Annotated in this window: 24 protein-coding genes; 7 read left to right on the top strand and 17 right to left on the bottom strand. The window is 62.6% G+C overall.

Features of this window, described 5'->3' with window-relative positions; all coding sequences use genetic code 11:
* Window position 1: 1 nt before the first annotated feature.
* From BXA07_RS05760 to BXA07_RS05770, 3 genes are all read right to left on the bottom strand, one after another.
* The gene (locus tag BXA07_RS05760) at window positions 2–556 is read right to left on the bottom strand and encodes a carboxymuconolactone decarboxylase family protein (RefSeq protein ID WP_076566402.1); all 555 of its coding nucleotides are present in this window, start codon (window positions 554–556) and stop codon (window positions 2–4) included.
* Between the two features lie 129 nt (window positions 557–685).
* Complete coding sequence (locus BXA07_RS05765; protein WP_076566404.1) at window positions 686–1,606, bottom strand: AraC family transcriptional regulator; 921 nt, start codon at window positions 1,604–1,606, stop codon at window positions 686–688.
* An 80-nt stretch (window positions 1,607–1,686) separates the two neighbouring features.
* Window positions 1,687–2,526 carry a symmetrical bis(5'-nucleosyl)-tetraphosphatase gene (locus tag BXA07_RS05770; protein ID WP_076566406.1) on the bottom strand — a complete coding sequence of 280 codons (840 nt, stop codon included), beginning with the start codon at window positions 2,524–2,526 and terminating at the stop codon, window positions 1,687–1,689.
* Here BXA07_RS05770 and BXA07_RS29985 point away from each other — a divergent pair.
* The 6 genes from BXA07_RS29985 to waaA all read left to right on the top strand — a co-directional run bounded on the left by BXA07_RS29985 (window position 2,497) and on the right by waaA (window position 8,326).
* A complete protein-coding gene (locus BXA07_RS29985; RefSeq protein ID WP_212592273.1) occupies window positions 2,497–2,919 on the top strand; it encodes a hypothetical protein in 423 nt (140 codons plus the stop codon). The two genes, BXA07_RS05770 and BXA07_RS29985, sit on opposite strands and share 30 nt — an antisense overlap.
* 152 nt (window positions 2,920–3,071) lie before the next feature.
* Entirely contained in the window at window positions 3,072–4,166 is a 1,095-nt protein-coding gene (locus BXA07_RS05775; protein WP_076566408.1) for an MraY family glycosyltransferase, read from the top strand.
* A gap of 55 nt (window positions 4,167–4,221) precedes the next feature.
* Window positions 4,222–4,530, top strand: coding sequence for an H-NS histone family protein (locus BXA07_RS05780; RefSeq protein ID WP_076566410.1), 309 nt, complete (start codon window positions 4,222–4,224; stop codon window positions 4,528–4,530).
* A gap of 93 nt (window positions 4,531–4,623) precedes the next feature.
* Window positions 4,624–6,006: a phosphomannomutase/phosphoglucomutase gene (locus BXA07_RS05785; RefSeq protein WP_076566411.1), complete on the top strand. Its 1,383-nt coding sequence runs from the start codon at window positions 4,624–4,626 to the stop codon at window positions 6,004–6,006.
* 4 nt (window positions 6,007–6,010) lie between these two features.
* A complete protein-coding gene (waaC, locus tag BXA07_RS05790) occupies window positions 6,011–7,033 on the top strand; it encodes a lipopolysaccharide heptosyltransferase I (RefSeq protein ID WP_076566413.1) in 1,023 nt (340 codons plus the stop codon).
* Window positions 7,034–7,051: 18 nt separating this feature from the next.
* Window positions 7,052–8,326, top strand: a complete 1,275-nt coding sequence (gene waaA / locus BXA07_RS05795; protein WP_076566414.1) for a lipid IV(A) 3-deoxy-D-manno-octulosonic acid transferase — start codon at window positions 7,052–7,054, stop codon at window positions 8,324–8,326.
* 1 nt (window position 8,327) lies between these two features.
* Here waaA and BXA07_RS05800 read toward each other — a convergent pair whose 3' ends face one another.
* The 12 genes from BXA07_RS05800 to miaB form a co-directional block, all read right to left on the bottom strand.
* Entirely contained in the window at window positions 8,328–9,716 is a 1,389-nt protein-coding gene (locus BXA07_RS05800) for a hypothetical protein (protein ID WP_076566416.1), read from the bottom strand.
* A 64-nt stretch (window positions 9,717–9,780) separates the two neighbouring features.
* Window positions 9,781–10,704, bottom strand: coding sequence for a M48 family metallopeptidase (locus tag BXA07_RS05805; RefSeq protein ID WP_076566417.1), 924 nt, complete (start codon window positions 10,702–10,704; stop codon window positions 9,781–9,783).
* Between the two features lie 44 nt (window positions 10,705–10,748).
* The gene (locus BXA07_RS05810) at window positions 10,749–11,489 is read right to left on the bottom strand and encodes a lysophospholipid acyltransferase family protein (protein ID WP_034746739.1); all 741 of its coding nucleotides are present in this window, start codon (window positions 11,487–11,489) and stop codon (window positions 10,749–10,751) included.
* Between the two features lie 16 nt (window positions 11,490–11,505).
* Complete coding sequence (gmhB, locus tag BXA07_RS05815) at window positions 11,506–12,093, bottom strand: D-glycero-beta-D-manno-heptose 1,7-bisphosphate 7-phosphatase (RefSeq protein ID WP_083708049.1); 588 nt, start codon at window positions 12,091–12,093, stop codon at window positions 11,506–11,508.
* Window positions 12,093–14,195, bottom strand: coding sequence for a glycine--tRNA ligase subunit beta (gene glyS / locus BXA07_RS05820; protein WP_076566419.1), 2,103 nt, complete (start codon window positions 14,193–14,195; stop codon window positions 12,093–12,095). Before glyS ends, gmhB begins: the two co-directional genes overlap by 1 nt.
* Before the next feature lie 39 nt (window positions 14,196–14,234).
* Complete coding sequence (gene glyQ, locus BXA07_RS05825) at window positions 14,235–15,149, bottom strand: glycine--tRNA ligase subunit alpha (protein WP_076566421.1); 915 nt, start codon at window positions 15,147–15,149, stop codon at window positions 14,235–14,237.
* Window positions 15,150–15,295: 146 nt separating this feature from the next.
* Complete coding sequence (gene lnt, locus BXA07_RS05830; RefSeq protein WP_083708063.1) at window positions 15,296–16,813, bottom strand: apolipoprotein N-acyltransferase; 1,518 nt, start codon at window positions 16,811–16,813, stop codon at window positions 15,296–15,298.
* 79 nt (window positions 16,814–16,892) lie between these two features.
* Window positions 16,893–17,771 carry a CorC family transporter gene (locus BXA07_RS05835; RefSeq protein ID WP_034746750.1) on the bottom strand — a complete coding sequence of 293 codons (879 nt, stop codon included), beginning with the start codon at window positions 17,769–17,771 and terminating at the stop codon, window positions 16,893–16,895.
* A gap of 117 nt (window positions 17,772–17,888) precedes the next feature.
* Complete coding sequence (locus tag BXA07_RS05840; RefSeq protein WP_076566425.1) at window positions 17,889–18,308, bottom strand: DUF4259 domain-containing protein; 420 nt, start codon at window positions 18,306–18,308, stop codon at window positions 17,889–17,891.
* Between the two features lie 4 nt (window positions 18,309–18,312).
* A complete protein-coding gene (ybeY, locus tag BXA07_RS05845; RefSeq protein ID WP_076566427.1) occupies window positions 18,313–18,777 on the bottom strand; it encodes an rRNA maturation RNase YbeY in 465 nt (154 codons plus the stop codon).
* The gene (locus BXA07_RS05850; protein WP_076566429.1) at window positions 18,761–19,825 is read right to left on the bottom strand and encodes a PhoH family protein; all 1,065 of its coding nucleotides are present in this window, start codon (window positions 19,823–19,825) and stop codon (window positions 18,761–18,763) included. Before BXA07_RS05850 ends, ybeY begins: the two co-directional genes overlap by 17 nt.
* Complete coding sequence (gene miaB, locus BXA07_RS05855) at window positions 19,822–21,189, bottom strand: tRNA (N6-isopentenyl adenosine(37)-C2)-methylthiotransferase MiaB (RefSeq protein ID WP_076566431.1); 1,368 nt, start codon at window positions 21,187–21,189, stop codon at window positions 19,822–19,824. Before miaB ends, BXA07_RS05850 begins: the two co-directional genes overlap by 4 nt.
* A 647-nt stretch (window positions 21,190–21,836) precedes the next feature.
* Between miaB and BXA07_RS05860 the strand changes: the two genes are divergently transcribed.
* Window positions 21,837–22,163 (top strand): hypothetical protein, encoded by a 327-nt coding sequence (locus BXA07_RS05860; RefSeq protein ID WP_034746769.1) that lies wholly within the window; start codon window positions 21,837–21,839, stop codon window positions 22,161–22,163.
* Between the two features lie 158 nt (window positions 22,164–22,321).
* Here the strand turns inward: BXA07_RS05860 and BXA07_RS05865 are convergent, their stop codons facing one another.
* Both BXA07_RS05865 and BXA07_RS05870 read right to left on the bottom strand, forming a co-directional pair.
* On the bottom strand, window positions 22,322–23,167 hold the full coding sequence (locus BXA07_RS05865) for an HDOD domain-containing protein (protein ID WP_076566433.1): 846 nt from the start codon (window positions 23,165–23,167) through the stop codon (window positions 22,322–22,324).
* A complete protein-coding gene (locus BXA07_RS05870; RefSeq protein WP_076566435.1) occupies window positions 23,164–23,502 on the bottom strand; it encodes a hypothetical protein in 339 nt (112 codons plus the stop codon). Before BXA07_RS05870 ends, BXA07_RS05865 begins: the two co-directional genes overlap by 4 nt.
* Window positions 23,503–23,578: the final 76 nt, after the last annotated feature.

Here is a 23,578-nt window from a genome sequence, read left to right on the forward strand (position 1 = left end):
ATCAGACGGCGCCGGGCAGGTAGGGCGTCAACTGGGGATTGACGGGCGTGCCGGCCAGGCTGTTGGAGAAATTGCACAGCGTAGCGAGGCTGATGCCCAGCACCACTTCCAGCGCCTGCTGTTCATTGTAGCCGGCGGCCAGGAAGGCTTGATATTCGGCGTCGTTGACGGCGCCGCGCGTGGCGATGACGGCCGTGGCGAAGGCGGCGACGGCGTCCAGTTTGGCGTCGTCCGTCGGTTGGCCGTGCTGCAGGGCGCGCACCGTGTCCGGTGTCTGGCCCGCCTTTTTCAGCGAGATGGCGCTATGGCCGGCGATGCAGAAATCGCAGCCATGGATACGCGCGGCCGTGATTTGCACCACTTCGCGTTCCATTAACGTCAGGCTGGCGCGCGCATTGATGCCGGAGACGGTCAGATAGGTTTCCAGTGCCAGCGGGGCATTGGCCAGCACGCCGATCAGGTTGGGCAGGAAGCCGTTATTGGCGATGGCCTTTTCCACGAAGGGGCGGCTGTCGGCCGGGGCGGTATCGAGAGTGTGCAGCGTCAGACGGGACATGGGGTACCTTGCTAAGTTAGTAAGTCACCCGGGCATTATATCGGCCATATCGTGTACACAACAGACGTCAGCGTCGTCCTTTTGTGCTCGTTCGTCTGCGATTGTGTGATCCTCGATCCAGACAGGCTCTTAGCTGGCCAGCTGGCGCAATCGCTGGTCGCGCCGGTAGGCGCCCGGCTGCTCGCCCGTGACCCGCTTGAAGGCGCGCGTAAAGGCGGCGTGCGAACGGTAGCCCACCAGTTCGGCGGCCCGTTCGACGGAGACGCCGTCGTGCAGGCGCCGCGCGGCGATCTTCATGCGCAGCAGGAGCAGGAACTGGGCCGGCGAGTGGCCGCTGGCGCTGGCGAAATGCTTGCAGAAGCTGGCGCGCGACATGCACGCTGCCTTGGCCATGTTCTCGATTGACCAGTCGTCGGCCGGGGCGTCGAGCATGCGTTCGAGCAGCGGCGAAAATGCGGGCTGGTGCAGCAGCGACAGCAGGCCAGCCGCCACCTGCTCGCCCTGCGCCACATGGCGGATCAGGTAAAAGAACAGCAGCTCGACCAGGCGCGCGATGAGCGGCGACGGCTGTTCCGGGTCGCCACCGGCCTCCGCCAGGATCAGGTCGAATAATGCGGCAGCAGCGCTGAAGGCAGGCGCATCGCCGCGTATCAGCAGATACGGTGGAAACGAGTCGACGATCAGCGCGGAGAGGGCGCCGCGAAATTGAAAGAAGCCGCAGGCCAGCGCCGTTGCCGGCTGCTGCGTGGGCGTTTGCAGCGGCAGCATCGCTTGCGCGCTCACCGCCCGCAGCGGATCGCCGTGGGGACTGAGGAAGTGCGGCAGATCGCGCAGCAGGAAGACGCCGTCGCGTGGGCCGAGCGCGATCGGTGCCGCGCCATCGAGGTGCAGATAGCAGTGGCCATCGAGCACCAGGTGAAAGCTGCCCAGTTCCCGGCCCGCCGTGGACGCGCGCCAGCGGCCGCAGTACTGGCCCACGTGCAGCACTGCGGTGTCGAGTTGCAGGCTGCCAAGCAGCCAGCGCGCCAGTCTGTCGGTGTCAGGATGCATGGAATCGCAAGGTCAAAACCGCCATCATACGGACTCGGCGCGGCAAGGCCAACGACCGATTTCGACTAAGCATATGCAGCTTACCGCTTGCCGCCGTGCTGCTGGAAGGCGGGACAGTCGACCTGCAGCAGCGAGCGGTCTTCCATGCACACGGCCGAGAGTTTCCCGCCCCAGACGCAGCCGCTATCGAGCCCGATCAGGTGCGGCCGTAGTAGCAGTCCCAGCGCCGACCAGTGGCCGAAGACGATGGTGTCGCCGGCGCTGCGCCGGCCCGGCACGTCGAACCACGGCAGCAGGCCGGAGCCTGGCGGCGGGCTGCCGCTTTCCTTCATCTTGAAATCCATCACGCCGTCCGGCGTGCAAAAGCGCAGCCGCGTCATGGCGTTGACGATGCAGCGCAGCCGGTCGGCGCCCTGCAGGTCGTCGCGCCAGGCGCTCGGCTCGTTGCCGTACATGGTGCGCAGGAACGCCACCCAATCGTCGCCGCGCAGCATGGCGGACACCTCCTCGCTCAGGGCCAGGGCCCGGGCCGCGCTCCATTGCGGCAGCAAGCCCGCATGCACGAGCACATGGCCATTGTGTTCCAGTGCCAGTGGTCGCTGGCGCAGCCAGGTGATCAACTCCTCGCGGTCGGGTGCATCGAGGATTTCGGCGAGGGTGTCGGACGCATGCTCGGGCCGGATGCCGTTGGCCACGGCCAGCAAGTGCAAGTCGTGGTTGCCCAGGACGCTGTCTGCCAGGCCTTGCTTGGCCAGCGCATGAACATGGCGCAGGGTGGCCAGCGAGGCGGGACCACGGTTGATCAGGTCGCCAGCGAACAGGAGGCGGTACGGGCCATCCGCTGCCGTCTGGATACGCTCGATCAGTTCTTCGGTTTGTGCATGGCAGCCTTGCAGATCGCCGATAAAGTAGGTTTTCATGGATGTGTCGTATTTTTCAGCAAGTGGCCGGACTGGACGGCAAACATGCCGGATGGCGGCACGCTTGCACATGGAGTCAGCATCATGCCTGAAGTTGCGCGCTTCCGGGCGGTACGGCGGGCCGCTACCTTGTATCAGCCTGGTGCTTTGGGCCTGTTATGCAAACCGCTATTGTTGATGTATCAAATGGTAAAAGCTGTCAGCAATCATGGCCTCTCTTGCTACCATGCGCCACGCTGCGACAGGTTTGCCTTGGGAGTTGTGCATAATGTTATATTTTATATAATTTTGCTGTGCCGAGAATCCGGCAAACTGGCCGCATGTGTATTTTTTTCACACGAAGAGGTATTTTTCATTTGCGATACTGAATATATCGTATTTTTTTGGATATAGGCACCTGCGATTGCTTAAGCCAAAGCCCGAAATATGGATTTGTTGCCTATTTGGGTACAATGTCATTGCACGGCAGCAGGCAGCAATTTCTCGTGGTTTTTACCTTATCGGCGCTGTTTGGTGGCTAGCCCGATTTTTTATTGATAATAAAAATGTTTTCTTTTATCGTGAGCTTTGTCGCTTCCGCATTATTCACCCTGTTGATTATCAAGCAGGTGAGATTGCACAAATCGGCACTCGACTCAGATTTTCATGGCGTGCAAAAAGTGCACTCGCATTCGGTGGCACGCATCGGCGGGCTGGCGATCTTTGTGGCAGTGCTGCTCAGTGCGTTCGTGTCGATCTGGCGCCTGCCGGTCATGACGTCTTGGATGTTGTCATTGCTGCTGTGTTCTGGCATCGCCTTTGCAGGCGGCATCATCGAGGACTTCACTGGCAAAGTCAGCCCCGTGGGACGCCTGCTGCTGACCATGGGAGGCGCGCTGCTGGCCTATTTCCTGATCGACGCGCGCATCGACCGCATTGACCTGCCCTTCTCCAGTTGGGCGATACCTTTCATCTGGCTGAGCTTGCCCATCACGGTGCTGGCCGTCGCTGGCATTGCCAATGCCATCAATATTATCGATGGCTTCAACGGCCTGGCAAGCGTGGTATCGATCTGCATGTTCCTATCGCTTGCCTATGTGGGTTTGCAAGTGAACGATTCCTTTATCCTGGTGTCCGCCTTGCTGGTGGCGGGCGCCGTGACCGGATTTCTGATCTGGAACTATCCGGTCGGTCTGATTTTCCTGGGCGATGGCGGCGCCTATTTTATCGGCTTCATGCTTGGTGAACTGACCTTGCTGCTGGTGATGCGTAATCCGGAAGTGTCGACCTGGTATGCCGTGCTGCTGCTGATTTACCCCGCCTTTGAAACCCTGTTTTCCGCCTATCGGCGTGCATTCATACAAGGAAAGTCGCCCGTGATGCCTGACGGCATACACCTGCACAGCCTGATTTTCCGACGTATCGTGCAGTGGACCGTGGGACGCAAGGAAGCCAGAGCGCTGATGCGCCGCAATTCGATGACCTCGCCCTATCTGTGGCTGTTTTCTCTGACGGCCGTGATCCCCGCGACCTTGCTTTGGCGCCATACCTGTTTATTGATTTTCTGTTCGTTTTTATTCATGGCGTCGTATGTCTGGTTATATTTCCGCATCATCCGATTCAAATCGCCACGCTGGATGATTATGAATAAGAAGAAATAATAAGTGTGGTGTATATTGCATGGTTTTTAATCCATATTATTAAAGAAGGCACGGTATGAATTTATCAGCACTGACAATGGAAGAATTGCGCAATTTGCAGGACAAGGTCCAGCGCGAATTGATTGGTCGCGGGCGTGAGGATATGGACAAGGCGCGTGAGCAGATCATGGCCATTGCGCAGCAGGCCGGCATCCCGCTGAAGCAGCTGATACTGGAAGGCTTGCACCCGCGCAGGGGCAAGGTGGCGGTGCAATATCGCCATCCGGAGAATGCGGGAGAGCAATGGACCGGCCGCGGCCGTCAGCCGCTGTGGGTCAAGAAGTGGCTTGAATCAGGCAAGGCCATCGATCTGCTGCGCGTATAATTCGGTATGCCTTGGCTCAGCGGCAGTTTTTTACCTGCCTGCCAGCGCAGATATCTATTCAGTTAGCGATTCATTTTCCTTACGTCCAATACCATGCTGCCTCTGTCATCCACGATCTTCAAAGCCTACGATATTCGCGGCATCATCGCCAAAACCCTCGATGCCAGCGTGGCCCACAAGATCGGTCAGGCATTTGGCCAGGCCGCCCTGGCCAAGGGCGAGCAGCGGGTCGTGATCGGCCGGGACGGCCGCCTGTCCGGACCTGAATTGACGGCGGCGCTGGCGCAGGGCTTGCAGGCGGCAGGTGTCGACGTGATCGACCTGGGGGTGGTGGCCACCCCGATGGTTTATTTCGGCACGAATGTGCTCGATACGCGCTCCGGCATCATGGTCACGGGCAGCCACAATCCACCCGACTACAACGGCTTCAAGATGGTGCTGGCTGGCGAAGCGATCCATGGCGAAGCCATCCAGGCGCTGTACCACAGCATCGTCGCGCACGACGGCAGCGCCAGCGCCAAGCCGGGCAGCTACGCCACGCATGATATCCGCGCTGCCTACCTGGAGCGCATCCTGGGCGACGTCAAGCTGACGCGCCCGATCAAGATCGCCGTCGATTGCGGCAATGGCGTGGCCGGCGCATTCGCGGGCGACCTGTTCCGCGGCATGGGCTGCGAAGTCATCGAACTGTTCTGCGAAGTCGATGGCAACTTCCCGAACCACCATCCGGATCCGGCGCATCCGGAAAACCTGCAAGACCTGATCCGCTGCCTGGCCGAGACGGATGCCGAAATCGGCATCGCCTTCGACGGCGACGGCGACCGTCTGGGCGTGGTCACCAAGGATGGCCAGATCATCTACCCTGACCGCCAGATGATGCTGTTCGCGGCCGACGTGCTGACCCGCCACCCTGGCGCGCAGATCTTGTACGACGTGAAATGCACGCGCCACCTGGCGCCGTGGATCAGCAAGCATGGCGGCATGCCGCTGATGTACAAGACGGGCCACTCGCTGGTGAAAGCCAAGCTGCGCGAGACGGGGGCGCCGCTGGGCGGCGAAATGAGCGGCCATATCTTCTTCAAGGACCGCTGGTACGGTTTCGACGACGGCCTGTATTCTGGCGCGCGCCTGCTGGAAATCCTCACGCGTTCGGCTGATCCTTCTGCCCTGCTGAACTCCCTGCCGCAGTCCGACAGCACGCCGGAACTGCACCTGGAACTGAAGGAAGGCGAGAACGTCGCGCTGATGGACATGCTGCGCCGCGACGCCGTTTTTCCCGGCAATGAACAGATCATCACCATCGACGGCTTGCGCGTGGAATACGCGGACGGTTTCGGCCTGGCACGCTCGTCGAATACCACGCCGGTAGTCGTCATGCGCTTCGAGGCGGAAACGCCGGCAGCCCTGACGCGCATCCAGGGACAGTTCAAGAGCGTGATCCTGGCGGCCAAGCCAGACGCCATTCTGCCGTTCTGACAGCATGGCCGCTCAACCAGGCGCACAGGCGCCCTTGAAAATATTGCTGGTGCGGGTGTCCTCGCTGGGCGACGTGCTGCATAACCTGCCGATGGTGGCGGATATCGCCCGCCACTATCCGGACGCGACCATCGACTGGGTGGTCGAAGAGGGTTACACCAGCCTGGTGCGCCTGAACCCGCGCGTGGGGACTATCTTTCCGTTCGCGCTGCGGCGCTGGCGCAAGAGCCTGGGCAAGAAGGAGACGCGCGCGGAAATCGCCGCCTTCTTCCGCAGCCTGCGCCAGACGCGCTACGATTATGTATTCGATACCCAGGGCTTGCTCAAGACGGGCATCATCATGGGCGCCGCGCGCCTGGCGCCTGGCGGACAGAAGATCGGTCTGGCCAACGGCAGCGAAGGCTCCGGTTACGAAGGCGTCTCGCGCCTCTTCCACACCAAAAGCATTCCGCTAGACCCGCGCACGCACGCGGTAGCGCGCGGCCGCCTGGTGGCTGCCGCCGCACTGGGCTACGAGGTCGACACGCCGGCCGATTTCGGCTTGCCGGAAGTCTCCGGCAGCGAACCGCGCCCGGACTGGATGGGCGAGGCTCCCTACTGCGTGTATTTCCACGGCACGGCGCGCGACGCCAAGAAATGGGCGCCGCAGAACTGGATCGCCCTCGGCCACGCGCTCGCGCCCATGCCGATTTTGCTGCCCTGGGGTTCGCCCAGGGAAAAGGCGGAAGCCGAACAGCTGGCGGCCGGCCTGCCGAATGCGCGCGTGCTGCCGAAACTGTCGATGGGTGATGCCACCCTGCTGGCGCGTCATGCGGCGCTGGTGATCGGCGTCGATACGGGCCTGACGCACATCGCGGCCGCCTTTGTGCGACCGACAGTGGAAATCTATGCCGACTCGCCACTGTGGAAAACGGAAGGCAACTGGTCGCCGAAAATCATCAATCTGGGCGACAAAGGCGCGCCGCCCGGCGTGCCGGAAGTGCTGGCCGCTGCACGTCGCCTGCTGGCGGACTATCCTCCCGCCTGACTTTAACCTTCAACAATCATGCGACTTCTTTATACTCTTGCCTGGTGGCTGGCCTTGCCCCTGGTGCTGGCGCGGCTGTGGCTGCGCGGACGCCAGGAACCTGGCTACCGCCAGCACTGGGGCGAGCGCCTGGGATTTTACGGGCGCCAGCCGGCACCTGCTGCGGGCACCATCTGGCTGCACGCCGTCTCCGTCGGCGAAACCCGCGCGGCCGAGCCGCTGATCGATGCGCTGCTGGCAGCCTGGCCAGCGTGCCGCATCGTCCTCACGCACATGACGCCCACGGGGCGAGCCACGGGCAAGGCGCTGTTCGCCAAACACGGCGCACGCCTCGTGCAAAGCTATCTGCCGTACGACACGGGCGCCATGCCAGCCCGTTTCATCCGCCACTTTGCGCCGCGCATCTGCATCCTGATGGAGACGGAAGTGTGGCCGAATCTGATACATCAATGCAATCGCTACAAGGTGCCGGTGGTGCTGGCCAACGCGCGCTTGTCGCAGCGTTCGCTGGGCAAGGCGCAGCGCCTGGGCAAACTCATAGCCGACGCGGCGCGCGGCATCACCCTGGTGGCGGCGCAGACGCAGGATGACGCCGATCGCGTGCGCCAGCTCGGCGTGCGGGACGTGGTCGTCACGGGCAGCATCAAATTCGACGTCGTCGTGCCCGAGGCGGCGCTGGCGACGGGGGCGGCGCTGCGCGCGGCCATCGGTGCGCGCCCCGTGCTGCTGTGCGCCAGCACGCGCGAAGGCGAGGAGCAGCTGATCCTCGATGCGTATATCCGCGCCAGCTTGCCCGCGCATGCACTGCTGCTGATCGTGCCGCGCCATCCGCAGCGCTTCGATGAGGTGGAAAAACTGATCGCGGCGCAAAGCCTGGCCGTGCAGCGCAGGTCCGGCCTGGGGCAGGACGATGCCGTGGCGCAGGGCACGCAAGTGCTGTTGGGCGACTCGATGGGCGAGATGTTTGCGTACTACGCTGCCTGCGATTGCGCCTTCGTCGGCGGCAGCCTGCTGCCGCTGGGCGGGCAAAACCTGATCGAGCCGGCGGCCCTGGGCAAGCCCGTGCTGATCGGCCCCCACACCTTCAACTTTGCGCTGGTGACCGAGCAGGCGATTGCCGCCGGCGGCGCCGCGCTGGTGGCGGATGCCGACGCGCTGATGGCGCAGGCGTCGGCGCTGCTGCAGGATCCCGCGCGCCTGGCGTCGATGGGAGAAAAAGCGCTGGCGTTTGCCAGTCAGCACCGGGGCGCCACGCCGCGCACGATCGCGGCAATCAAACCCCTGCTGCCATAGTTTAATGCTGCAGTGTCCTGGCAGGAGTTAGCTGATGGTGTGTCAGTTCAAGCGTGAGTAATCTGCTGTGCTCGTCATGCACTGTCAACAGCGCGAACAACGCCGCTTGCGCGCACTCCTGTGACAGAAGGTCGTGCTGTTGACCATCCGGTTTAGCGGTATCGCGATGAGAGTCCCTGATCCAGCGCAGCAGTTCATGGTGCAGGCGGGTATGAGACGGCCTGTGTGGTGCGTGTGCCATAGCCAGGTGCGCGATGGTCGAGAGCCATTGCCACTTGTTGGCGGAAGCGTAGCGCAGTAGCAGATCATGGTCACCCCTTGCTTCCAGCAAGGGATGTAGCGTAGCGAAGGGAATGAACGCGCCCTGGTGAGATACCATTTTCCAGGCAAGTTTCTGCATGCCGGGCGCCGCATCGCCTGCCGCTTGCAGGGCGATCGCATCTTTATCGGATGGCGCGACCTTGAACCACGCGGTATAGGCCGCCAGGCGCACGGAGGGCAGTTTTGACTGCGTAAAAGTGTGAATCAGCTCCAGATCTTCTGGCTTGCGCAGGCTGCCCAGCGAGAGCAGACTGACACGAGTGGCTTGTGTGCTCGATCCCGGACTGGTCAGAATGGCGCGGTAGCTGATGCGTGCCTCCTCTCCCATTGTCTGAAGGCAGGCGACAGCCAGGTAGCGTACCGACGCTTGGGCATCAAGCAGGGACGCTTGCGCAAGTGTACGCATATCCTGGCCTCCAGGCGCTTGCGTCAGGGACAATAACGCACTGGTACGTATCCGGCCGAAAGGCGACGACATCGCCTTGAGATATAGCGCCGTTTGTACCTCTGGTGCGGTGCTGGCGCATAGCCGTAGTGCTTGCGTTGCCAGCACCGTATCTCCGCGCGTGGCCAGCGCCATGCCGATGTATTGCGCGGGATCACCCAGACCATGCTGGTGGAGCATGTAGAAGCAGCTCCTGGCGACATGGACGTTCTTGCCACAGACGCCATCGAGCAAGTCTTGCACGTTCAGCAGTTCAAGTATGCTGTCTTCAAAGTGCTGCAGCCAGTCCGCATGGTCGCTCCTGCTCATTTCGCGCAGGCGCAGAACTTTCGGCAGTATCTGCAATAACTGGGGAGCTGGTGTCAGTGGCAAGAGGCGCTGCATGGTGGCACGTGCTGCATGGCGCACGGCCGGCACCCAGTCATTCAGGCGCACGACGACCAAGGGCAGCAGGTCCGTCCTGTCCAGAGCAGCGCAGCGTTCCAGCGCGGCTTGCCGTTCATAGCCGGAATAATGGCATAGCTCACCTTCCAGCGAAGACTGGTCATGGGGCGCTCCAGGCAATAACTGGTTTGCTGGCACGGTAGCTGTCTTGGCACCAAACAGCATCTTGAAAATATTCATGGACGAAATGGGCGGAATGGGACATTCAGTATCCCATACCAACACTGCAGGCGGTAGTGCCGTCTTATTGGAATAATACCGGTAATTCCTGCGAGCGTTTCCTGAGCGCCTGCTTGGCCCCGTCGTAATCGGGATAGATCGATTCCACGGTGGCCCAGAAGCGGGGGCTGTGGTTCATTTCCAGCAGGTGCGACAGTTCGTGCGCCACGACGTAATCGATCAGCGGCAGGGCGAAGTGGATCAGGCGCCAGTTCAGGCGGATCTTGCGCTCGATGGTGCAGCTGCCCCAGCGCGTGCCGGCCGACGATAGCGACAGCGAATCGTAGCGCACGCCCAGCTTGTCCGCATACAGGTCCAGCCGTGCTTCGAACAACTGGCGCGCCTCGTGCTGGAACCAGCCCTTCACTTTTTCCTTCAATTGCTGCTCGCTGCCCGTGGGCGTGACCCAGACGTGCAGTTCATTCGTCTCGCGCTGGAAGCTGGCGCGGTGGCGCGGCGCCTGGTGCAATCGCAGGGTGATCTCGCCGCCCAGATACGGCAGCACGGCGCCATCGATCCAGGCCACGGGCGGGCGCTGCTGGCGCTGCACCTTGCGCTCGCCCCGCTCCAGCAGTTTCGAGACGATCCAGCCCTGCTTGGCGCGGATGGCGTTGTCGATTTCGGCCAAGGTGACGCGTTTGGGGGCCGTGACGCGCAAACCGTTATCGTCGATCATGAAGCCGATGGAACGGCGCGTGGAGCGGCGCAGGGCGAATTCGACGAGGTGGCTGCCCAGCTGCAGTTGGCGCAGTGGCGGGCCATCGGCGGTGCGTGGGGGGGAGGGCAGGGGAGGCGGAGCGGGGCGGACGATGGGCGGCGCGGGCGCCACTACCGGTGGCGCCACGGGCGGCGCTGGCGGTGCCGTGGGGCGCACCGCCGGGGGCGTGCTGGTCGAGACGTCATGCGCGAACAAATCCAGTTGCTGGTCGCCGACCTTGATGGTCTTCATCTGCTGGCGCAGGGTCGGCTCCTGGATGACCGCGCTGATGCCGTCTAGCCAGCGTTGTAGGCGTGAGGCGAAATGACGCGCATTTCTGATTCTATCCAATTTTCCACCTGTTGCATCATGCTGTCCGGAGTTTGCCCTTCCGGCGAAATCGGTTTGCCTATCGAGACGGTGATCAGTCCCGGGCGTTTGAGGAATGACTGCTTGGGCCAGCACTCGCCTGAATTGTGCGCAATCGGCACCACCACGGCGCCTGTGGCGATGGCCAGACGCGTGCCGCCGCTCTTGTACTTGCCCGCCTGGCCGACGGGAATGCGGGTACCTTCCGGGAACATGATAATCCATTGGCCATCGGCCAGCCGGCGCTTGCCATGCGCGACCACGCTCTTGAAGGCATGCTTGCCCTGCTTGCGGTCGATGGGGATCATGCGCAGCAGCGCCATGGCCCAGCCGAAGAAGGGAATGTACAGGATCTCCTTCTTGAACACATACACGAGCGGGCGGGGCAGGCTGGGCAGCAAAAAGATGGTTTCCCACGCCGACTGGTGTTTTGAGAGCACGATGGCCGGCGCGTCGGGGAAGTTCTCGGCGCCCTTGACTTCATAGCGGATGCCGCATATGACCTTGGCGCACCACAGGATAAACACATTCCAGCGCGAGGTGACCCAATAGCGCTTGTTGTAGCTCAATGGCGCGGCAAAAAAGCACACGCAGGCCCAGACGATGGTGGCCACGATCATGATGATCATGAACAGCAGGGATCGCAGGAACAGGGAAATATTACGCAATGCGGTTCTCCGAAGATTAGATACTCGATGCCACGGTGGGCGCCGGTGCGGCGGGCGCCTTGAGCAGGTGGCTGACGACGGCGGCCAGGTCGGGGAAGACCTGGGTGCCAGGCGGCAGGCCACCCGTCTCGTTGGTCTTTTCGCCCTTGCCCGTCAACACAAGGTAGGGTACGCAGCCGCTGATGAAGCCGGCCTGCAGGTCGCGCAGCGAATCGCCGACGGTGGGCACGCCTCGCAGGCTGGTGTTGTAGCGCTGCGAGATTTCATGGAACATGCCCGGTTTCGGCTTGCGGCAGTCGCAATTGTCCGCGCCCGCATGCGGGCAAAAGAAGATGGCGTCGATATCGGCGCCCACCTGCTGCGCCAGGGTGTGCATCTTCTGGTGGATCGCGTTGAGCACCGTCATGTCGAAGTATTCGCGCGCGATGCCCGACTGGTTCGAGGCGACGACGACGCGATAGCCGGCCTGGTTCAGGCGGGCGATCGCTTCGAGCGAGCCGGGAATCGGCAGCCATTCGGCCGGCGACTTGATGAAGTCCGGCGAGTCATGATTAATGACGCCGTCGCGGTCGAGAATAATCAGTTTCAGCGCCGGAGTGCCCATTATGCCGCCAGCTTGGAAATGTCGGCCACGCGGTTCATCATGCCGTGCAGGGACGACAGCAGTGCCAGACGGTTGTTGCGCAGGGCGACATCCTCGGCCATCACCATCACGTCGTTGAAGAAACCGTCGACGTCGTCGCGCAGCTGCGCCAGGGTTTGCAGGGTGCTGGTGAAATCGCCCTTGGCAAAGGCCGCGTCGACTTCCGGCTGCACGCGCGAGACGGCGGCGGCCAGTTTTTTCTCCGCTTCGTCCTGCAGCAGCGCCACGTTGACGCCGCCGGCGGCGACCTGGCTCACGGCTTCCTCGTTCTTTTTCAGGATGTTCGTGATGCGCTTGTTGGCGGCGGCGAGCGACGCGCTTTCCGGCAGCGCGGCAAACGCCTGCACGGCTTCCAGGCGCTGCACGATGTCGTCCAGGCGGTCCGGGTTCTGCGCCACGACGGCTTCGATTTCATTCGGCGAGAAACCGCGCTCGCGCAGGATGCCGCGCAGGCGGTCGAGCATGAAGGTGGTCACATCCGCGACGGGGTCCTTGAAGCCGGGCACCGACGCGAACTGCGCGGCGGCGTCCGCCAGCAAGCCCTGGATCGACAATGGCAGGCGTTTTTCCAGCAGCATGCGCAGCACGCCCAGGGCGTGGCGGCGCAGCGCGAACGGGTCCTTGTCGCCCGTTGGCGCCAGGCCGATGGCCCAGATGCCAACCAGGGTTTCGAGCTTGTCGGCCAGGGCCACGGCGGTGCCGGTGGCGGTGGACGGCAGGCTGTCGCCCGCAAAGCGCGGCTGGTAGTGTTCGGAGGCGGCCAGCGCCACTTCTTCCGGTTCGCCGTCATGGCGCGCGTAGTACGTGCCCATGATGCCTTGCAGTTCGGGGAATTCGCCCACCATGTCGGTCAGCAGATCGGCCTTGGCCAGCAGGGCGCCGCGTTCGGCCAGGGCCACGTCGTAGTTCAATTTGGCGGCGATGGCGCCGGCCAGAGACTTGACGCGCTCTGTGCGGGCAGCTTGCGTGCCCAGCTTGTTGTGGTAGACGACGTTGGCCAGCAGCGGCAGGCGCGATGCCAGCGTCTTCTTCTTGTCCTGCTCGAAGAAGAACTTGGCGTCGGACAGGCGCGGGCGCACGACGCGCTCGTTGCCGCCGATGATGTGCTCGGGCGTGTCCGTCTCGATGTTCGAGACGATCAAAAAGCGCGAGCGCAGCTTGCCTTCGCTGTCGGTCAGCGCGAAGTATTTCTGGTTCGTCTGCATCGTGAGGATCAGGCATTCCTGCGGCACGGCCAGGAATTCTTCCTCGAAGTGGCACTCATATACGACCGGCCATTCGACCAAGGCCGTGACTTCGTCGAGCAGCGCTTCGGGCATCAGCACCTGGTCGGCGCCGGCCTTGTCCAGCAACTGGGCGCGGATGCGCTCCTTGCGTTCCTCGTTGCTGGCGATGACGCTGGCGTTGAGGATCAGCGAGGGCGCATAGTTTTCCGCGTGCGCGATGGTGATCGGTTCGCCGTCGGTGAGGAAACGGTGGCCCAGCGTCGTGCGGCCGGCCGTCAAGCCCAGCAGGGTCAATGGCAGGATATTGATGCCGTGCAGGGCGATTAGGCTGTGGGCCGGGCGCACGAATTGCACGGTGGTGCCGTCCGGGCGCTGATAGCTCATCAGTTTTGGAATCGGCAGCTTGGCGCAGGACTCGCTCAAAGCGGCTTGCGCGCCGGCGGCAAGCTGGCTGCCCGGCGCCGTGTAGGTGTAGAAGAAGCTTTCGGCCTTGCCGTCGGCGGCGCGTTCCAGCTCGGCCACCGTCAGATCGGGAAAGCCCAGCGCGGTCAGCTTCTTGGCCAGCGGCGGCGTGCCGTTGCCGTTGGCGTCCAGCGCCACGGAGACGGGCAAGACTTTTTCGCGGATCGATTTGTCGGGCGAGACTTCGCGCACGTTGGTGATGGAGACGGCCAGGCGGCGCGGCGAGGCGTAGCTGGTGGCGACGCTGTCGGCTTCGAGGAAGTCGCGCGATTTCAGGCCGTTGACGATGCCGGCCGTGAAGGCGGCGCCCAGTTTGGCCAGCGCTTTCGGCGGCAGTTCTTCGGTCAGCAGTTCGATGAGCAGTGTTTGGTTCATGGTGTTCTTGTCTGGTACGGCGGTGTATGAGCTAGGCGATCAAGCGGCGGGTTGGTCTGCGGCGGGCAGCATCGGGAAACCGAGGCGCTCGCGCGAGTCGTAATAGGCTTGCGCCACCAGGCGCGACAGGGTGCGCACGCGGCCGATGTAGGCGGCGCGTTCCGTCACCGAGATGGCGCCGCGCGCGTCGAGCATATTGAAGCTGTGCGAGGCCTTCATGATCTTCTCGTAGGCGGGCAGGGTCAGCTGCAGCTCGATCAGGCGCTTCGCTTCCGCTTCGTAGTTGCCGAACTGTTCGAACAGCAGGTCCGTATTCGCGTGCTCGAAGTTGTAGGTCGATTGCTCCACTTCGTTCTGGTGGAAGACGTCGCCGTAGGTCAGTTTTTTCGTAATACCGTTTTCTTCCCACTCGGTCCACACCAGGTCATACACGTTTTCCACGCCCTGCAGATACATGGCCAGGCGTTCGATGCCGTAGGTGATCTCGCCCAGCACGGGCTTGCAATCGAGGCCGCCCACTTGCTGGAAGTAGGTAAATTGGGTCACTTCCATGCCGTTCAGCCAGACTTCCCAGCCCAGGCCCCAGGCGCCCAGGGTCGGGCTTTCCCAGTCGTCTTCGACGAAGCGCACGTCATTCTGCTTCAAGTCCAGGCCCAGCGCGGCCAGCGAACCCAGATACAGGTCGAGGATGTTTTCCGGCGCGGGCTTGAGCACCACCTGGTACTGGTAGTAGTGCTGCATGCGGTTCGGGTTTTCGCCGTAGCGGCCATCTTTCGGGCGGCGCGACGGCTGCACATACGCGGCGCGCCACGGTTCCGGGCCGATCGCGCGCAGGAAGGTGCCGGTGTGGAAGGTGCCGGCGCCGACTTCCATGTCGTAAGGCTGGAGCAAGGCGCAACCTTGCTTGTCCCAATAGGTTTGCAAGGTCAGGATAATTTGTTGAAATGTGAGCATCGTATGAGTTCGCCGCGCGGGAGGCTGCGCTTTGTTAAGGTTTGCTTGAAGCCCGCACGCTGCTAACAAGCGCGTCCGGGCCGGGGTTTTGCTAATTTTAGCGGTTTTTACGGGCCCACTGTGACTCTTCGGGCAATATCGGCCGCTTATTGCTGCACGGCGCGGCCACGGCGGGCGGCGCGCGACAGCAGGAAGGCCGTCAGCAGGGCCAGCGCGGCCAGGGCCAGCACCAGTTTGTTGCCGTACAGAATGTATGGCGTCATGCCGCCCATGCCCTGCACCTTGGCCGCCAGCGTGGCTTGCTGTTCCGGCGGCAGCAGGCTTTGCACCACGCCCTTGCCGTCGATGACGGCCGTGGCGCCCGTGTTCGTCGAGCGCAGCATGGGGCGGCCCGTTTCCAGGCTGCGCATCTGCGAAATCTGCAGATGCTGGGGGATGGCAATCGAGTCGCCAAACCAGGCCAGGTTCGAGATATTAAGCAGCACGGACGCCGATTGCTTGCCGTGGCGGTGGGCGCTGGCCAGCTGGCCGGCGATTTCCTCGCCGAACAGGTCTTCGTAGCAGATATTCGGCAGCACCAGCTGGTCGCGTACCTGCAGCGGTGCCTGCACCTCGGCGCCGCGGCCCATGTCACCGAGCGGGATGGCCATCATGGCGACGAACCAGTGCAGGCCGGGCGGCACGAATTCGCCGAACGGCACCAGGTGGTGCTTGCGGTACTGGTAGTACGGTCCCGGTGTGCCGTTGGGCGTGATGCCCACGGCCGCATTGTAGAAGCGCTGCTGCTCGTCGAGCACGGGCATGCCGAGCAAAATCGTGCTGCCCGTCTGCTGCGCGTACTTCGCCAGGCTATCGAGATAGCCGGGCGGCAGCTGGTGCGGCAGCACGGTGACGGCCGTTTCCGGCGTGGCGATCAGGTCGGCCGGGGCGCTGGTGATGGCGCTCTGGTACATCTGCAGGGCGCCCAGCACGAAGCCGGGGTCGAATTTCTGCTGCTGCGGCACATTCCCCTGCAGCAGGCGCACGGTGATGGGGCGCCCGACCGGGTGGGTCCAGTTCACGTATTGCAGGCCAACGCCGGCCGCATACAGCGCGATCACGCCGCCCAGCGCGCTCCAGCGCGTGCGATGCGTGAGCAACAGCAGGGCGCCGGCCGACAGCGCCGCCAGCCAGCCCAGGCCGTACGATCCGACGATGGGGGCAAAGCCGCCCAGCGGGCTGGTATTGTGGGCATAGCCCGTGGCCAGCCACGGGAAACCCGTAAACAGCCAGCCGCGCGTCCATTCGAACAGGGTCCAGGTGGCCGGCAATACCAGCAGGGTCATGGCGGGCAGGGACAACACCCAGCGCTGGCGCAGCCAGGCGGCCGCACCCATGGCCAGGGCCACGTAGATGGCCATCAAGAGGGCCAGCAGGGCCACGGCGATGGCGGCGATCGGCGCGGCCATGTCGCCATAGCGGTGCATCGAGATATACAGCCAGTGCGTGCCGGCCGCGCACCAGCCGAAGCCATAGGCCCAGCCGATCAGCGCGCCACCCTTGACGCTGGACGAACGCAGCACCTGGTAGAACAGCACGCCCAGGCTGAGGATTTGCAGGGGCCAGTAGCCGAAAGGGGCGAACGCCAGCACGGCGACTGCGCCGGCAACAAAGGCAGTCAGCATGCGCGCCCACGTGCTGCGGGGCGGTTTGGCGGGGGCATTGGGGGCGGCGCGTCTGAAACGCATTTACAGCACGCGCATGTCAGAGTTCCAGTTCCGGCACGTTGGGCAGGCGCTCGACGAGCAGCACGTGCACCTGGCGCGCATCGGCGCGCAGCACCTCGAAGCGCAGATTGCCCAGGTCGAAGATGTCGCCCTTGTGCGCCATGCGGCCCAGGTACTTGGAGACGAGGCCGCCGATGGTGTCGACGTCGTCGTCCACCAGGTGGCTGCCCACTTCCTCGTTGAACTGTTCGATCTCGGTCAGCGCCTTGACGCGCCAGCGGGGGCCGAACTGGCCTTCCTTGAGCGAGAGGATATTGTCCTCGGCTTCGTCAAAGTCGTATTCGTCCTCGATGTCGCCGACGATCTGTTCCAGCACGTCTTCGATGGTGATCAGGCCGGCGACGCCGCTGTACTCATCGACGACGATGGCCATGTGATTGTGGTTGGCGCGGAAATCGCGCAGCAGCACATTCAGGCGTTTCGATTCGGGGATGAAGATGGCGGGGCGCAGCATGTCACGCACGTCGAAAGTTTCTTCTGCGTAATAGCGCAGCAAGTCTTTCGCCAGCAGGATGCCGATAACCTTGTCGCGCTCGCCTTCGATCGCGGGGAAGCGCGAGTGGGCGGTGGACAGGACTTCCGGCATCCATTCCTCGATCGGCTTGCTGATGTCGATGACATCCATTTGCGAACGGGGAATCATGATGTCGCGCGCACAGAGATCCGATACCTGGAACACGCCTTCGATCATCGACAGGGCGTCGGCGTCGATCAGCTTGCGTTCATGCGCATCGTGTAGAACTTCGAGCAATTCTGCACGGTTCTCTGGCTCGGGGGAAATGAGTGCGGTCAGGCGTTCAAACAGTGACCGGTGGGGCTTGACGTCAGTTCTGACGCCACTAGGGTGCTCGGGCATAGGAGGCGTGAGCCGTTGTTGCGAAGGGATATAGGATACACCAAAAGTGGGGGAATACCGGATGTCCCCGCTTTTGATGTAAATTTAATACGCTGAAGTGACCCGTTGCCCGACGTTTCAGGCTTCCGGGCCCAGCACGCGTTGGCGCAAGCCGGCCACGTCGGCCTGCCAGTCGGCGAAATGTTCGCTGTCCTGCCACAACTGGCGCAGTTCCGAGGTCTCGGCGGTGATCCTGTCGAAGGCCAGGCGGGCCTTCTCCAGCAGCGGCGGCGTGACTTTCTTCCTGCAGGCGGCCACCCATTCGTCCACCTCAGCCGTGGCCGGGTCGGCCTCGCCCGGCTTGCCCAAGAGGCGCGCGATCACTTCCAGCGCGGCCAGCGCCTCGGCGGCGAACGGCGCTTCCAGTTCCGCTTCCTGGCTGTCGATGACGTTGTCGAGCGTCGTCTCGACCAGTTCCAGTGTTTTATATTCGTGCAAATCCTGCGCCCAATCCATGGCGTAGTCGTTGCCGAAGGCATCAAGTGCCCAGGTGCCCATGTCCTTACTCCTTGTACGGGTCGGTGATGCCGAGTTTCGCGAGGATCTCCGTTTCCAGGCCCTCCATCTCGGCCGCTTCCTCGTCATCCATGTGGTCGTAGCCCTGCGCATGCAGCACGCCGTGCACGATCAAATGGGCCGTGTGCTCTTCCACGCTTTTCTTTTGTTCCGCCGCTTCCTTTTCCAGCACGTCCGTGCACAGGATGATGTCGGCGCGCGTCGGTTCGTCCTCGGCCAGTTCCTCGCCTTCGTTGTAGGCAAACGTCAGCACGTTGGTGGCGTAGTCCTTTTCGCGGTAGTCGCGGTTCAGGCTGCGGCCTTCTTCCGCGTCGACGAAGCGGATGGTGAATTCGGCCGGGGCGAACAGGGCCGCCTTGACCCAGCGGCGCACTTTCGGGCGCGTGATCAGGGTTTCCAGGCGGGCGTCCGGGTATTGCACGGACAAGGACAGTTTATTTTTTTCGGACATTTTTGGCGGCGGCTGGTTTGATCAGGGGGAGCAACTGGGCGGCGTCGGCGCTGGCGGCCTGCGCCGTTTCATAAGCGTCGACGATGCGCGCGACGAGCGGGTGGCGCACCACGTCGGTGCTGTTAAATTGCGTAAAGCCAATGCCGCGCACGTCTTTCAGCACTTGCACGGCGTCGATCAGGCCGCTTGTCTGGCTCTTGTGCAGGTCGACCTGGGTCACGTCGCCCGTCACCACGGCCTTGCTGCCAAAGCCGATGCGCGTCAAAAACATCTTCATCTGTTCGACGGTGGTGTTTTGCGCTTCATCAAGGATGACAAAGGCGTGGTTCAGGGTGCGTCCGCGCATATAGGCCAGCGGTGCGATCTCGATCACCTGTTTTTCAAACAGTTTTTGCGTGCGGTCAAAGCCCAGCAAGTCGTACAGCGCATCGTAAAGGGGGCGCAGATACGGATCGACCTTTTGCGCCAGGTCGCCCGGCAAAAAGCCCAGGCGCTCGCCCGCTTCGACGGCGGGGCGCGTCAAAATGATGCGCTTGACGGCGTCGCGTTCGAGGGCGTCGACGGCGCAGGCGACGGCCAGGTAGGTCTTGCCCGTGCCGGCCGGGCCTACGCCGAAGCTGATGTCGTGTTCGAGGATGTCGCGCAGGTAGGCGATCTGGTGCGGCGTGCGCCCGCGCAGGTCGGAGCGCCGCGTTTTCAGCACGGGGCTGGCGATGTCCGGCTCGACGAAGGTGCTGGCGGGCGCGTTGGCGTGGTGTTCCGAGGCGGCGGACAGTCCCGCGCGCTGCTCCACCAGGGCCAGCTGCACTTCTTCCAGCGGCACGACCTTGTTGGCGATGGCGTAGAACTGCTCGAGGATTTCCACGGCGCGTGCGGCATTGCTGCCGCCGACGATGAATTTCTCGCCGCGGCGGAAGATCGTCACGTCGAGGGCGGCGGAAATCTGGCGCAGGTTTTCATCGAGCGGCCCGCACAGGTGCGCCAGGCGCGTGTTGTCGAGCGGCTCAGGGATGAAGTAGTGCGGCTGTATCGGGGCTTTGGTTTTCAACTGGCTCTTTTCAATGCGGGGGCGCTGGCGACGAGTTCGCCGCGCAGGGTGTAGGAATGGCTTTCGGTGATGCGCACGTCGACCAGCTGGCCGACCAGCTGCAGCGCGTCCGGGCCGGCGTCGAAATTGACCACGCGGTTGTTTTCCGTGCGGCCTTGCAGTTCGCTGTCGTCTGTATCTTTTTTCGAGCGGCCTTCGACGAGGATGGTTTGCACCGTGCCCACCATGGCCAGGCTGTACTTGCGCGTGTTGGCGTCGATGGCCGCCTGCAGTTGTTGCAAGCGAGCAAGTTTTACGTCATGCGGCGTGTCGTCTTCCAGGCTGGCCGCCGGCGTGCCGGGGCGCTTGCTGAAGATGAAGCTGTAGCTGTTGTCGAAGCCGACGTCGGCGATCAGTTTCATCATGGCGTCGAAATCGGCCTGCGTCTCGCCGGGAAAACCGACGATGAAGTCGGACGAAATGGCCATGTTCGGGCGCACGGCGCGGATGCGCCGGATGATGGACTTGTATTCGAGGCCCGTGTAGCCGCGCTTCATGGCGCCGAGGATCTTGTCGGAACCGTGCTGCGCCGGCAGGTACAGGTGGTCGACCAGTTGCGGAATCTTCGCGTAGGCGTCGATCAGGCGCTGCGTGAATTCCTTCGGGTGGCTGGTGACGAAGCGCATGCGTTCGATGCCAGGGATATCGGCCACGTATTCGAGCAGCAGGGCGAAGTCGGCGATCTCTCCGCCTTCCATCGCGCCCCGGTAGGCGTTCACGTTTTGCCCCAGCAGGGTGATTTCCTTGACGCCCTGGGCGGCCAAGCCCGCCACTTCCGTCAGCACGTCCTCGAAGCGGCGCGACACTTCCTCGCCGCGCGTGTAGGGCACCACGCAGTAGCTGCAGTATTTGCTGCAGCCTTCCATGATGGAAACAAATGCCGAGGCGCCTTCCACCTTGGCCGGCGGCATGTGGTCGAATTTTTCGATTTCCGGGAAGCTGATATCCACTTGCGCATCGCCGCTGGCGCGGCGCAGTTCGATCATCTGCGGCAGGCGGTGCAGCGTTTGCGGGCCGAACACCATGTCGACATACGGCGCGCGCTTGACGATGGCGTCGCCTTCCTGCGAGGCCACGCAGCCGCCCACGCCGATCAGGAGGTGCGGCTTGGCCAGTTTCAGCTCGCGCAGACGGCCCAGGTCGGAAAACACTTTTTCCTGCGCCTTTTCGCGCACGGAACAGGTATTGAGCAGGATCACATCGGCATCTTCCGGCGTGTCGGTGCGCACCAGGCCGTCGGAGGCGCCCAGCACGTCGGCCATCTTGTCCGAGTCGTACTCGTTCATCTGGCAGCCGAAGGTTTTAATGAATACTTTTTTCTGCATGGGGTCGGTGCTTATCGGTAAATGTGGCGGCAAATAAGTGGGACAAATTAGTGTGGCGGCAAATCAGCTGCTGGGGGGCTGCAGCGCTGGACGCTGCTCGGGCGGCGGGGCGGTGGATGACCGGCCGGGCGCCTGTGGCTGCCCGGTGGCAGGCTCGCTGCAAGTTCAGGCCATAGTTTAGCGTAAATCGCTCTTGCGGGCCATGTCGCTGCGGCCGTTTCAGTGCGGCATGGTCCTGCTGTCGATGTTCCTCCATGGCATTTATTGCTGTACGACACCATTGATTTGTAACAAGTTGCTGCAAAGCCTTGTGTGCGCCCGCAGGCATCCTAATGTGTTGAAATGGCATCGTTGCTAAGCCAACCAGCAGCTTGATTGATATTTAACAATCAGGAAGGTTGCGCAAGCCGCGAATGCTGCCTGTTTGGGCTAGTATATTGCCTTATATGCAATTCATTTTATCGGGTTGCAGATGCTTTTACTTACGCGGCAAGCTGTGCACGTTGCTTGGCCGTGGCTGTGCGAGTCCCGTGCAGGCGGCGCGATAGAAGGAGAGAGGCTGATGGTTTTCGAAATACTTAAACACTCTAAGCCAGCCTTAAGTTCGTATCGGCATTCTTTCAACATTCACCAGACGAGGAAAAATCATGGCACATCATGCATTAGCATCGCAAGAAAGTTACAACCCTAACCACCTGCTCGATATTCTGCTGAGTAAGATGCAGCTGAAGAATGATGCAGCCCTGTCGCGCCTGCTCGAAGTGGCGCCACCGGTCATCAGCAAGATCCGCCATCACCGTTTGCCGGTCGGCGCCTCACTGCTGATCCGCATGCACGAAGTGACGGGCATGAGCATCCGTGACCTGCGCGACCTGATGGGCGACCGCCGCACCAAGTACCGTTTGTCCGATGCCCAGGGCCGTCCAAAAGCAGAAGACCGCGGCGATGCGCAAGAGTCGAATTACGCGCACTGATGTGGCGGTTGTGCGCTGACTGTGCCGCTTGCGTAGCTGCTGGCGGCAACAGGCTGGCGTGGACCGGGCAAGATGGACCGATGGCAGTACCCATAACGGCTTTCGCCCCAGGCGAGGGCCGTTTGCGTTTGGAATTCTGCCTGCCGAGCCCGCCTGAATCAGCTCAATAATGCCGTGGTGATTTCATCGTAGCGCAGTTCGATTTCGCGGAACAGTTGCAGATACGTGTCCTCGCCCAGGCCCAGCGCATCCCACGCCACCGGCGACACGCGCGGCACCATGTCGTCGCCCGCCTGCGCCAGGTCGAGCGCGCAGACAATCGCATTGGCCACGTGGATGAGTGCCGCCAAGAAACCCGCTCCTGGCACTTCCGGTTGCAGATAGTTGCCGATGGCCAGGCGCATGGTGTCGGAAAAATTCCAGTGTTCGGCCAGGGCCACGCCCGCCTGCACGTGGTCCACGCCCAGCACGGCTTGTTCCGCCTCGAGCAGGGTGCAGTCCTGCGCCGCCTGGTGCGCGATGACCTGGGCATAGTGTGCCGGGAAGCTGCTGACCAGCACCAGGCGGCCTATGTTGTGCAGCAAGCCGGCCGTAAACGCGTAGTCCTGGTTGAAGCGGATCTGCCGCGCCAGCACCTTGGCGCAGGCGGCCGTCGCCACCGAGTGGCGCCAGAAAGCCTTGTCGTCGAAGCCGGGGCAGCGTCCTTCGGGGAAGCAGCCCGTGATGGCGGCCGAGGTAATCAGGCTGCGCGTGGTCTGGAAGCCCAGGTAAGTGATCGCCTGCTGGATGGTGGTGGCCTTCACTTGCAGGCCATAGTGGGATGAGTTGGCCAGGCGCAGGTTTTTTGCCGTCAGCGCCTGGTCATACGAGACTTTCTTCGCCAGCACGGAAATATCGACGTCTTCCTGGTCTATGCTGTTCAGTAATTCCATGACGACGGCGGGCAGCGATGGCAGGTCATCGAGGTGGGCGACGATATCGTCGAGCGTCAGCTGGCTGCTCATGCTGCCTCCTCCGAGCCCAGGCGGTATGCCGAGACATAACTGCGCAGCAGGGTGGTGGCCACGTCGGTGGGGTCATCGGGGTCATTCTTGCGGAACAGATAATCGAGCCGCTCGCGATACGCCGCCTGCTGCGCGGCGATTTCTTCCGGCGACGGTGGCGGTGCCTGGATCGGCAGCATGGCGATGCCGTGGCGCGGCATCAGCGCGAGCATGTTTTCCGTCAGTACCGCGCCTTGCGGCAACAGCACTTGTCCATGCGCATCGAGCAAGACGTCCGACAAAATCATGCCGGGACGAACCTGTTCCAGGGGTAGATGTTGATGCGTGACCGCCATGACGACTCCTTAGATGATTGCGGGATATTACCATTGCCATCGCGCAATGTCTCAACCTGCATCAAAGTCCCTATCG

The sequence above is a fragment of the Janthinobacterium sp. TND4EL3 genome (genome assembly GCF_900156175.1).
Taxonomy (GTDB): Bacteria; Pseudomonadota; Gammaproteobacteria; order Burkholderiales; family Burkholderiaceae_D; genus Janthinobacterium.